Below are 11,005 nucleotides of genomic sequence, written 5' to 3'. Positions count from 1 at the left end.
ACCGGCGCCCCGTCCCGGATGGCCGTCCGGGACGGGGCATTCCCCGAAGGGAATGATGAAGGATAGCAGATCGCGCTAATACAAGGAGCCCGGCGAAGCCGGGCGTCTCGAAGGATGGGGTAACGCGTTCCCTGCGTCACATGGTTCGAGACGGCGCTACGCGCCTCCTCACCATGAGGTTGTGCGTGTGGCAGGCGGTGCCGATCAACTCTGATTCTATCAAAAACAGAACTGCTCTAAGCGCCAAAACTCTTCGGCGATCCGGCCACCGCCACCGGCCCGCCGCTGGCGACCTTCATCACCGCGAGGCCCCGCTCATTGGTGCCGTCGGCCCGGAACCGGAACAGGCCGTCGATGCCGGCGAAGCCGGACGGGTTGGTCAGGACTTCGGTCGAGAACCGTTGGGTCCCCTGGGTGCGGGCCAGCGCCGCCACCAGCGCAACCCCGTCATAGGCCAGCGTCGCGGTCCGCACCGGGTCCTGGCCATAGCGGGTGCGATAGCGGCCCGCGAACGCACGGAAGCCGGACGGATCCGGCGCCGCATACAGCCCGCCCTGCAGCGCCTGGGTGGCAAACACCCGCGGATTGTCCCACAGCCCGGTGCCGATCAGTTGCACGCGCTTCAGATCAGCCCCCGCGCCGGTCAGCGCGTCGGCGACTCCGGCCAGCGCCTCGCCGTCGTCGGCGAGCAGCAGCGCGTCGGCGCTGCCGAGCGAAGCCGCAATGGTTCGCGCCGGACCGGCCCGATCGGCGCCGTATTTCTCGAAGGCGACGATCCGCCCGCCCTTTTGGCTGGTGATCTGCTTGAAAGCGGCCTCGACCACCGACCCATAGGCGTTGTCCGGCAGCAGCGCCGCATACGAGCGCTTGCCGACGCTGCCGGCGTAGCCGACGATCCGATTCACGTCGGATTCCGGCAGGAAGCTCAGAAGATAGACGCCGCGGCCGGCGACGCTGGAATCGGTCGAGAACGCAATCACGCTGACGCCGCGCGCCCGTGCCGCCTGCGCGGCAGCCGGCACCGACTGTGCGAACAACGGCCCGAGGATGATTTCGGCGCCTTCCGCCAACGCCTGCTGGGTCGCCGATTGCGCCCCGACCGGATTGCCGCCGTCGTCCTTGATCAGCAGTTGAATGTCCGGATTGTGGAATTCGGCCAGCGCCATCTCGGCGGCGTTCTTCATCGATTGCGCGGCGACGCCGGCGTTGCCGGGCGCCGACAGCGGCAGCACCAGCCCGACCTTGACCCGGCCGCTGCCGACTGCGGCCGGCTGCTGGGTCGGTCCCGGCGCCGGCTGCTGCTGGCCGAATTGATCGCTCAGCGTTTGCTGGACGCCGGAGCAGGCGGTCAGCAGCGGAGCGCCGAGGAACAGTCCCAGCGCGGCGCGGCGGGTGGTTCGGAACGGTTTCGTGTGTGGATCGTGCAAGCTTCCCATGCCATCTCTTGCAGCGGTCCGGCGTGGCGCCGGATCTGGTGTCGTGCTCCGGGCGATCGGCCCTTGCGGGCTTCAGCCGAAGATTTCATCACAATGTCGGCCAATGATTAACCGGGCCAATAGGTTTATGCTGCTTGGCAGCGCCGGACAAATCACCGTGCCGTCGTTTTCGACATTTCCGTCGTCCTGCCCTCCAGCACGACGGGCAGATCAGTTACGATGCGCCTCGACCGAAACATGTCCGTACCATCGTTAGAAACCGCCGAGCCGGGCGCGCGAACATTCCTGATCGCCGGGCAGCGCGTGGTCGCGGCGCGCGCGGCGCCGGGTCTGCACCTCGTCGCCACCCCGATCGGTCATCTCGGCGACATCACCTTGCGTGCGCTGGAAACCTTGGCCGGTGCCGATCTGATCGCCTGCGAAGATACACGAATAACCCATCGCCTGCTCGAACGATACGGCATCTCGGCGCGGCTGAAACCCTATCACGAGCACAATGCAACGCAGATGCGGCCGAAGCTACTCGAAATCCTCGGCCAGGGCGGTTCTGTCGCACTGGTGTCGGACGCCGGTACGCCGCTGATTTCCGACCCCGGCTACAAGCTGGTCCGCGAGGCGTACGCTGCCGGACACCAAGTAATCAGTTTGCCGGGGCCCTCCGCCGTGCTTGCTGCCTTGTCGCTCGCCGGCCTGCCGACGGACCGGTTCTTCTACGACGGCTTCCTGCCGTCCAAGCAGGGCGCTCGCCGCACGCGCCTCACCGAGCTTGCGGCGATCGATGCGACGCTGGTGCTGTTCGAAGCCGGCAGCCGGATTCAGAATTCGGTACGCGACCTCGCCGAACTGCTCGGCGCGACGCGCGAGGCGGCGATCTGCCGCGAACTCACCAAGCTGCACCAGGAGGTGCGACGCGCCTCGCTCGCCGAACTCGCCGCGCAAGCCGGCGAGATGGAAACCCGCGGCGAGTTCGTGGTGGTGATCGCGCCGCCCGACCCGGCCGCCCGCGTGATGAACGACGACGCGCTCGACCGCTGGCTGAGTGAAGCTCTGACGCGGCACAGCGTCAAGGATGCGGTCGCGCAGGCGGTCGACCTGTCCGGCCGGCACAAGCGCGACATCTACGCCCGCGCATTGAAGCTGTCGCAACGGCGTGAGGCCGACGATGGCGAACACTGATCGCCCGCGACCTTCGGCGCTGGCGCGCATCGCCGCGTTCCGCACCGGACTGTCGGCCGAAGCCAGCGCGGCCGACTATCTTGAACGACAAGGCTATCGCATCCTAGCGCGGCGCTTCAAAACCCGCTGCGGCGAGATCGACCTCGTCGCACAGCGCGGCGCGCTGGTGGCGTTCGTCGAGGTGAAGGCGCGCGGCAACGTCGACGATGCGGCCTATGCGGTGACGCCGCGGCAGCAGAGCCGGATCGTCGCCGCCGCCGAAGCCTGGCTGAGCCGGCATCCCGAACACGCGATGAGCGAGCTGCGCTTCGACGCCATCCTGATCGCCCCCAACACAGCGCCCCGCCATTTGCCCGGCGCGTTCGACGCCACGCCATGAGCCCGGCTGCTTGACCAAGCCGCCACGACCCCGCATCGTCTCCGCCGCTCTGCAACTCCGGAACACCCGACATGACATTGAAGGTCGCCGTCCAGATGGACCCCATCGCGCGGATCAACATCCGCGGCGATTCGACGTTCGCGCTGCTGCTCGAAGCGCAGGCCCGCGGCCACGCCCTGTCGTACTTCACGCCCGACAGGCTGTCGCTGCGCGGCAACGACGTCGTGGCGTCGGTCCAGAGCCTCGAGGTACGCGATCAGGAAGGCGATCACTTCACGCTGGGCGAAGCCAGCCGGGTCGACATGCGCAGCTTCGACGTGGTGCTGCTGCGCCAGGATCCGCCGTTCGACCTCGCCTACATCACCTCGACGCACCTGCTGGAGCGGATCCATCCGCAGACGCTGGTGGTCAACGATCCGGCCAGCGTTCGCAACGCGCCGGAAAAGCTGTTCGTGATGGATTTCACCGAGCTGATGCCGCCGACGCTGATCAGCCGCGACAAGGACGAGATCAACGCGTTCCGGGCCGAGCACGGCGCGGTGGTGATGAAGCCGCTGCACGGCCACGGCGGCGCCGCGGTGTTCCGGGTACTGCCGCAGGACATCAATTTCGGGTCGCTCTACGATATGTTCGCAGTCACGTTCCGGGAACCCTGGGTGATTCAGCGCTTCCTCCCCGAGGTGAAGCACGGCGACAAGCGTATCATCCTGGTCGACGGCGAATTCGCCGGCGCGGTCAACCGGGTGCCGGCCGCCGACGATCTCCGCTCCAACATGGTTCGCGGCGGCGCCGCGGCGGCGACCGAACTGTCGCCCCGTGAACAGCAGATCTGTGCAACGCTCGGTCCCAGGCTTCGCGAGCGCGGTCTGCTATTTGTCGGAATCGACGTGATCGACGGTTACCTGACCGAAATCAACGTCACCTCGCCGACCGGCATCCGTGCCGTGGCGCGGCTCGGCGGCCCCGACATCGCGGCGAAGGTCTGGGACGTCATCGAGGTGAAGAGGGCGTAAGAGGTTCGCCTGGCCGAGCGTTTTCACGGTCGGCGCGACCAGCCACCCCTTGCCAGTCGGCGGCGTCCGCCGCACAACTATCAGGCTCCGCCTGATGTTCGGGCATCAGTAAGGCTTCCAGAGAAAGCCGGCGGTGGATCGGAAGCGGCAATGCTAAGTTGTTGATCGGTCGACCGGGTCCCGGTTTGCTCCGCGGGCGACCATAACTGATGGGATCGGAGGTTCCGGCGGCATGATTGTCGGCGAAGATCAGCTTTGGGGAAAGCGGGCGCTGGAGTTCGTCGACGCCGTCGAGCGGCTCGACGCACCGGCGCTGATCAGCCGGTTCGAATCGCTGATCGCCAGCTGCGGCTTCACCGCCTACATCATGGCCGGCCTTCCGTCACGAAACGCCAAGCTTCCGGAGCTGACGCTGGCCAATGGCTGGCCGCGCGACTGGTTCGACCTGTATGTCAGCGAGAACTTCAGCGCGGTCGACCCGGTGCCACGCCATGGCGCCACCACCGTCCACCCTTTCGTCTGGTCCGAGGCGCCGTACGACCGTGACCGCGACCCGGCCGCCCACCGGGTGATGACCCGGGCCGCCGAGTTCGGCCTGGTCGAAGGCTACTGCATCCCGCTGCACTACGACGACGGCAGTGCGGCGATCAGCATGGCCGGCAAGGACCCCGACCTCAGCCCCGCGGCCCGCGGCGCGATGCAGCTCGTCAGCATCTATGCCCACAGCCGCCTTCGTGCGCTCGGCCGGCCGAAGCCGACGCGCCGCAACAGACTGACCGCCCGGGAATGCGAAATCCTGCAATGGGCGGCCCAGGGCAAGACCGCCTGGGAGATCTCGATGATCCTGTGCATCACCGAGCGGACGGTGAAATTCCACTTGATCGAAGCGGCCCGCAAGCTCGACGCTGCCAACCGCACAGCGGCCGTCGCCAAGGCATTGACCCTGGGATTGATCCGTTTGTGACCTGTCCGATCGGACAGTAGTTAGGTTCCCCTTCGCGCCTGCACATTTCCCGCCTGCAGACCCACTGCAGGAGGGGAATTTTCATCATGCAGGTTCATGTGATCCGTCGAGAGAACCGTGCGCTGTACGCCGGTCTGCTCGATGCTTACTTCCGCATTCGTCACCAGATCTACGTCGTCGAGCGCGGCTGGAAAGAGCTGGCGCGGCCGGACGGCCGCGAGATCGATCAGTTCGACACCGACGACGCGGTGTATCTGCTCGGCGTCGACAACGACGAGATCGTCGCCGGCATGCGGATGGTGCCGACCACTTCGCCGACGCTGCTCAGCGACGTCTTCCCTCAGCTGGCGCTGACCGGCCCGGTGCGGCGGCCGGACGCCTACGAGCTGTCGCGGATCTTCGTGGTGCCGCGGAAGCGCGGCGAGCACGGCGGGCCGCGCGCCGAAGCCGTGATCCAGGCCGCGGCGATGGAATACGGGCTGTCGATCGGCGTCTCGGCCTTCACCATCGTGCTGGAGACGTGGTGGCTGCCGCGTCTGGTGGATCAGGGCTGGAAGGCCAAGCCGCTCGGTTTGCCCCAAGACATCAACGGCTTCTCGACCACCGCGGTGACCGTCGACGTCGACGACGACGCCTGGGTCGGCATCTGCAATCGCCGCTCGGTGCCCGGACCCACGCTGCAATGGCGCGGGCTCGAAACCGTGCGCCGTCAATCGCTTCCGGAATTCCAGGTGATCACATGAATGCCTCGTCCAAGCCCGGCACCGCGCGGCCGGTGGTTCTCAGTGCGGCCAATGCGCCGATCAAGCAGCAGGCGATCAGCATCGATACGTTGGCCTCGACGATCAATCGCGCGATCGAACAGGCCGAAGATCTCGGCATCCCCTCGGCGGTCCAACTCCTGATGATGGCGCGGCTGGAGGTCGACCTGACAGAGATCGCGTTGGAGACCCGCCACAAGAACAGCGCTTGAACCCGCGCCGGCGGGCGGCGCCCGCCGGTTTGTTCCCTTAATGTTCTTGCCTAGGCGGTGCACCGCGGCTAGCCTTGTGGCTCTGCGGAGAGGGACGTCATGGTCCAGCACGTATCCACGGTGGCGTTCGAAGGCATCGAGGCGCGCAGCGTCGATGTCCAGGTCCAGGTGTCGCCCGGGCTGCCCGCCTTTGCGGTGGTCGGGCTTGCCGACAAAGCGGTGTCGGAAGCGCGCGAGCGGGTGCGGTCGGCGCTGATCGCGTCCGGCCTGGCGCTGCCGGCGCGGCGGATTACCGTCAACCTGGCTCCTGCCGACCTGCCCAAGGAAGGCAGCCACTACGATCTGCCGATCGCGCTCGGGCTGATGGCGGCGATCGGCGCCATTCCGCCCGACGCGCTCGAAGGCTTCACCGTGCTCGGCGAACTCGGGCTCGACGGATCGATCGCGGCAGTCGCGGGCGTGCTGCCGGCGGCGATCGCCGCCAACGGCCGGGATCATGGCCTGATCTGCCCGGCGGCCTGCGGCTCGGAGGCGGCCTGGGCCAGCCCCGACATCCAGATTGTCGCGGCCGGGTCGCTGATTCAGATCGCCAATCATTTCAAGGGCTCGCAACTGCTCGGCCGACCGCTGCCGCGGGTCCGGGAAGCCGAGGCCTCGATGCTCGACCTGCGCGACATCAAGGGCCAGGAGAGCGCCAAACGCGCACTCGAAATTGCCGCCGCCGGCGGGCATCATTTGTTGATGATCGGCGCCCCGGGGGCCGGCAAGTCGATGCTGGCGGCGCGGCTGCCGTCGATCCTGCCGCCGCTGACGCCCGCCGAACTGCTGGAAGTGTCGATGATCGCCTCGGTGGCCGGCGAAATCCGCGACGGGGCGCTGACGGCGCGGCGGCCGTTCCGCGCGCCGCACCATTCCGCCAGCATGGCGGCGCTGACCGGCGGCGGTATCAAGGCGCGGCCCGGCGAAATTTCGCTGGCGCATCAGGGCGTGCTGTTCCTCGACGAGCTGCCGGAATTCGATCCGCGGGTGCTGGATTCGCTGCGCGCGCCGCTGGAGACCGGCGAGGTCGCGGTGTCGCGCGCCAACCACCGCGTCACCTATCCGGCCCGGGTGATGCTGGTAGCGGCGATGAACCCGTGCCGCTGCGGGCAAGCGTTCGAGCCCGGCTTCGCCTGCAAGCGCGGCCGGGTCGAACGCTGCACATCCGACTACCAATCGCGCATTTCCGGTCCGTTGATGGACCGCATCGATCTGCGGATCGAAGTGCCGGCGGTGAGCGCCGCCGACCTCATCCTGCCGCCGCCGGCCGAAGGCTCCGCCGAGGTCGCCGCCCGGGTCGCGGCAGCCCGCGACGTGCAGCGGGAGCGCTACGCATCGGCCGGACTGCCGCAGATCCGCACCAATGCGGAAGCCCCAGCCGCGGTGCTGGAGACCACGGCGCAGCCGGATTCGGCCGGCTGAAACTGCTGCATGACGCCGCCGAAACCATGCGGCTGTCGGCGCGCGGCTATCACCGGGTGCTGCGGGTGGCGCGCACGCTGGCCGATCTCGACGGCTGCGACCGGATCGGGCGCCTCCATCTGGCCGAGGCGTTGTCGTACCGCGCCCTGGCTGACGATCAGCGCCGCGCGGCCTGAGCGCCGTTAAGGCGCCGTCAACCCTGTTTGCCGGCGCCGACCGGGTAGTTCGCGACTTTCAACCTGATCGCAGCACCCCAGGCTCATGGTTCTGCGTTGCCTTAAAACGGCAAGTGTGGGAGCGGCGATGGCGGGCAAGCTGCGGATCAGGTCGAGACTGCGGCTGTTCGCCCGCCGGTATCCGCGCGTCGCGATGGCGAGCCGCGCCGTGGTGGCGTTTTCCGCAGGCTTCGGCGGGGCGTACGGGCTGCTGTTCGGCAGCCGGCCGGAAACCTCCGGCTATGATCCGCATGCGTTCGCGATCGGTGCCAGTTTCCTGTTCGCGCTGGCCTGCCTCGGGCTAGCGATTCAATCGATGCGACTGCGGCGACTGCGCAGCCGCTTGCGCCTGCTCACGACTTCGCTGGAAACGGCCGCGGCGCCGCCGCTCGACTCCGGCGAACCGCGCGCCGCGACGGCGGCGGCCGTTGCGGCGGACGCAGCCAACCGCGCCAAGTCGCGGCTGCTGGCGATGGCTTCGCACGAGATCCGCACGCCGCTGAACGGCATTATCGGCATGAGCCGGTTGTTGCTCGACACCTCGCTCACTCCCGAACAGGCGACCTACGCCAAGGCGGTGAAAACCTCCGGCGAGGCACTGCTGGCGCTGACCGACGATCTGCTGGATTACGCAAGGGTCGAAGCCGGCAGGATCGAACTCGACCATCGTCCGTTCGAACTCAACGGCCTGATCGAAGAACTCGTCGAGCTGCTGGCGCCCCGCGCGCAAGCGCGCGGGCTGGAGATCGTGGCCGATATCGACGAGCGGCTGCCCGCGCGGCTGATCGGCGATGCCGCACGGTTACGGCAGGTGCTTCTCAATCTCTGCGGCAACGCCATCAAATTCACCGAAACCGGCGGAGTGGCGCTGATCGCCGAGCCCGCCGATCACCCGGGCGAGCTGCATCTGATCGTCCGTGACACCGGTATCGGCATCGCACCCGACGCCCAGGCACGGATCTTCCGCGAGTTCGAACAGGCCGACGCCGGCATTGCCCGCAATTTCGGTGGCAGCGGCCTCGGCCTCAGTATCAGCGACCGCATCGTCGCGGCGATGGGAGGTCGGATCGCGCTCGACAGCATGCCGGGGCAGGGCTCGACCTTCACCGTCACGCTGCCGCTCATCGCGGCCGATGCCGACGGTGCAGCCGTTCCATCTGCGCCCGACCTGCGCGGCGCGTCGGTGATGATCGTCGCGCCATACGGGGTCGGCGCTTCGCTGACCGGCCATCGGCTGAGGCGCTGGGGCGCCGAGACCTGCCTGTGCGACGATATTGCGGCCGCGATGGCCCGGTTGCCGGAGCGCGGCTGGCACGCGGTGCTGATCGATCATGCGCTGGGATCGGACGCGATCGAGACCCTGGCGCGTGAGGCTGAGCCGCACGCAACGCACCGTCTGGTGATGCTGACGCCGGCGGCGCGGCACGAGCTGCTGCCGGATCTGCCGGCCGCATTCACCGGCTATCTGGTGAAGCCGCTGCGCGCCGCTTCGCTCGCGGCGCGGCTCGGCCTGCCGGCCGGGATCACAGCGCCGCGGATCGCGGACGGCGATCCGCCGGAGCCAAAAGATGCGCCGGCAGCCGCCACACAGCCACCGCTCACGATCCTGGTAGCCGAAGACAACGACATCAACGCGCTGCTGATTCGCGCGCTGCTGCGCCGGCTCGGCCATGGTGCGGAGATCGTCCGCGACGGCCGCAGCGCCGTCGCGGCGTGGCGAGCCGCGGAGCGGGCCGGCACTCCGTTCGACCTGGTGTTGATGGACGTGCAGATGCCGATCCTCGACGGGCTCGAAGCCGCCCGGCAGATCAGGCGATGCGAAGCCGAGCAGACGGGGACGCGGGTGCCGATCCTGGCGCTGACCGCGAATACGCTGGCGGAGGATCGCGACGCCTGCCTGACGGCCGGGATGGACGGCTTCCTGATCAAGCCGGTCGATCCGGACAGGCTCGCCGCAATCCTGTCGGAGCTGTTCTCCGCGCGACAAACCGCCTGACGCGGCAAGTAGATACCGGGTAGCGCTGCTAACAACAAAGTCAGCGGCGATGTCATCGTCCGGCAATCATCGCGTCACATCGCTGTTGAACGGCCATGATTGTTGGTGCGATCAGGCCGCGGCGATTCCGTTCGGGACGGGTGCGGTCGCGAGGACGCCATGCACACCGACCATCTCGCCCGCTCGAAGAAATTCATCAAGCTGCTGCGCCCGGAGACTGCCGGAGCCGCTGCGCAAACCGCGATTACCTGGTTCAAGCCGGCCGCCAAGCTCGCCGAGACTGGCAAGCCGATCGGGACCTCGCCGGCGACGCTGGGCCGGCTCGGCCCGCTCGAAGTGCGGCTGGCGCAGACCAAGCAGGACGTCAAGCGCGCCCAGAAGCTGCGCTACCGCGTGTTCTACAAAGACGGCACCGCGATCGCCGACGCGCCGACGATGCTGGCCCGGCGCGACAAGGATGCGTTCGATCCGATCTGCGATCATCTGCTGGTGGTCGATCATTCCGCCAAGCCGTCGCTGAGCGGCAAGCAGCCCGTGGTCGGCACCTATCGGCTGCTGCGGCAGGACGTCGCCAACCGCAACGGCGGCTTCTACACCGAGAGCGAATTCAATATCGGCGGGCTGATCTCCCGCCATCCGGAGCTGCGCTTTCTCGAACTCGGCCGCTCCTGCGTGCTGCCGCCGTACCGCAACAAGCGCACCGTCGAGCTGCTGTGGCACGGCATCTGGACCTATGTCCGCCAGCACGGCGTCGACGTGATGCTCGGCTGCGCCAGCTTCGACGGCACCGACCCGGACCGCCTGGCGATGCCGCTGTCGTTCCTGCATCACTACGCGCCCGCGCCGGAAGCCTGGCGCGCCCGCGCGCATCCGTCGCGCTATGTCGAGATGAACCGGCTGCCGAAGGAGGCGGTCGACCAGAAGGCCGCGCTGCGCGAACTGCCGCCGCTGATCAAAGGCTATCTGCGGCTCGGCGCCACGATCGGCGAGGGCGCGGTGATCGACTATCAGTTCGGCACCACCGACGTGCTGATCATCCTGCCGGTGTCGGCGATCAGCTCGCGCTACATCGAACATTTCGGCGCGGACGCGTCGCGGCACGCGGCGTAGCAGGGCACTCCCACACAACTCACCGTCGTCGCCCGCGAATGCGGGTGACCCAGTATCCCAGTGCATTTGCTTTCATGCTGAGTGCCAGAGCGGTTCATCGTTTGATTGAACGATCCGACCTTTCCTAAGGCACTGAGTCCTCATCCTGAGCAACCATTAGATCGCGGCAGATTTAGCGATCCAAGGGGTGCCGCGGGCGACGACTGTGTTGATGAAGATAATCAGCTTACGGGCGCAGGCGACCAAGGCGAGCTTGTGTGGTTTACCCCTGGCGGTCAGCGT

The 11,005-nt window shown here is 67.6% G+C and carries 9 protein-coding genes and 2 pseudogenes; 9 read left to right on the top strand and 2 right to left on the bottom strand.

Annotated elements, in window-relative coordinates:
- Positions 1 to 236: 236 nt before the first annotated feature.
- Entirely contained in the window at positions 237 to 1,436 is a 1,200-nt protein-coding gene (locus DWA33_RS24630) for a penicillin-binding protein activator (protein ID WP_114361109.1), read from the bottom strand.
- Between the two features lie 237 nt (positions 1,437 to 1,673).
- Here DWA33_RS24630 and rsmI point away from each other — a divergent pair, with 237 nt between their 5' ends.
- From rsmI to olsB, 9 genes and pseudogenes are all read left to right on the top strand, one after another.
- Positions 1,674 to 2,612, top strand: coding sequence for a 16S rRNA (cytidine(1402)-2'-O)-methyltransferase (gene rsmI, locus DWA33_RS24625; protein ID WP_167443281.1), 939 nt, complete (start codon positions 1,674 to 1,676; stop codon positions 2,610 to 2,612).
- On the top strand, positions 2,599 to 2,991 hold the full coding sequence (locus DWA33_RS24620; protein ID WP_114361107.1) for a YraN family protein: 393 nt from the start codon (positions 2,599 to 2,601) through the stop codon (positions 2,989 to 2,991). The genes rsmI and DWA33_RS24620 overlap by 14 nt, the downstream gene beginning before the upstream one ends.
- A gap of 71 nt (positions 2,992 to 3,062) precedes the next feature.
- Positions 3,063 to 4,004 carry a glutathione synthase gene (gene gshB / locus DWA33_RS24615; protein ID WP_114361106.1) on the top strand — a complete coding sequence of 314 codons (942 nt, stop codon included), beginning with the start codon at positions 3,063 to 3,065 and terminating at the stop codon, positions 4,002 to 4,004.
- Between the two features lie 232 nt (positions 4,005 to 4,236).
- Positions 4,237 to 4,968, top strand: coding sequence for an HTH-type quorum sensing-dependent transcriptional regulator RpaR (rpaR, locus tag DWA33_RS24610; protein WP_114361105.1), 732 nt, complete (start codon positions 4,237 to 4,239; stop codon positions 4,966 to 4,968).
- A gap of 86 nt (positions 4,969 to 5,054) precedes the next feature.
- Positions 5,055 to 5,711: a 4-coumaroyl-homoserine lactone synthase gene (rpaI, locus tag DWA33_RS24605; protein ID WP_114361104.1), complete on the top strand. Its 657-nt coding sequence runs from the start codon at positions 5,055 to 5,057 to the stop codon at positions 5,709 to 5,711.
- Positions 5,708 to 5,941 carry a hypothetical protein gene (locus DWA33_RS24600; RefSeq protein ID WP_114361103.1) on the top strand — a complete coding sequence of 78 codons (234 nt, stop codon included), beginning with the start codon at positions 5,708 to 5,710 and terminating at the stop codon, positions 5,939 to 5,941. The genes rpaI and DWA33_RS24600 overlap by 4 nt, the downstream gene beginning before the upstream one ends.
- A gap of 99 nt (positions 5,942 to 6,040) precedes the next feature.
- Positions 6,041 to 7,578 (top strand): annotated as a pseudogene (locus DWA33_RS24595) (YifB family Mg chelatase-like AAA ATPase).
- Positions 7,579 to 7,705: 127 nt separating this feature from the next.
- Entirely contained in the window at positions 7,706 to 9,613 is a 1,908-nt protein-coding gene (locus DWA33_RS24590; RefSeq protein ID WP_114361102.1) for an ATP-binding protein, read from the top strand.
- Positions 9,614 to 9,772: 159 nt separating this feature from the next.
- Positions 9,773 to 10,723: a l-ornithine N(alpha)-acyltransferase gene (gene olsB / locus DWA33_RS24585; RefSeq protein ID WP_114361101.1), complete on the top strand. Its 951-nt coding sequence runs from the start codon at positions 9,773 to 9,775 to the stop codon at positions 10,721 to 10,723.
- A gap of 156 nt (positions 10,724 to 10,879) precedes the next feature.
- On the opposite strand, the pseudogene DWA33_RS25835 reads toward olsB, so the two are convergent.
- A pseudogene (locus DWA33_RS25835) lies at positions 10,880 to 11,005 on the bottom strand (IS110 family transposase); the annotation flags it as partial.

The organism is Rhodopseudomonas pentothenatexigens (assembly GCF_900218015.1).
GTDB lineage: Bacteria > Pseudomonadota > Alphaproteobacteria > Rhizobiales > Xanthobacteraceae > Rhodopseudomonas > Rhodopseudomonas pentothenatexigens.
Note: the sequence above shows the minus strand (reverse complement) of the source record. Positions and strands in the feature narration are given on the sequence as shown.

Coding starts and splice junctions, on each gene's coding strand:
- gshB (WP_114361106.1), top strand. CDS start 3,063: ATGACATTGAAGGTCGCCGTCCAGATGGACCCCATCGCGCGGATCAAC.
- DWA33_RS24590 (WP_114361102.1), top strand. CDS start 7,706: ATGGCGGGCAAGCTGCGGATCAGGTCGAGACTGCGGCTGTTCGCCCGC.
- rpaR (WP_114361105.1), top strand. CDS start 4,237: ATGATTGTCGGCGAAGATCAGCTTTGGGGAAAGCGGGCGCTGGAGTTC.
- DWA33_RS24630 (WP_114361109.1), bottom strand. CDS start 1,436: ATGGGAAGCTTGCACGATCCACACACGAAACCGTTCCGAACCACCCGC.
- rpaI (WP_114361104.1), top strand. CDS start 5,055: ATGCAGGTTCATGTGATCCGTCGAGAGAACCGTGCGCTGTACGCCGGT.
- olsB (WP_114361101.1), top strand. CDS start 9,773: ATGCACACCGACCATCTCGCCCGCTCGAAGAAATTCATCAAGCTGCTG.
- DWA33_RS24620 (WP_114361107.1), top strand. CDS start 2,599: ATGGCGAACACTGATCGCCCGCGACCTTCGGCGCTGGCGCGCATCGCC.
- DWA33_RS24600 (WP_114361103.1), top strand. CDS start 5,708: ATGAATGCCTCGTCCAAGCCCGGCACCGCGCGGCCGGTGGTTCTCAGT.
- rsmI (WP_167443281.1), top strand. CDS start 1,674: ATGTCCGTACCATCGTTAGAAACCGCCGAGCCGGGCGCGCGAACATTC.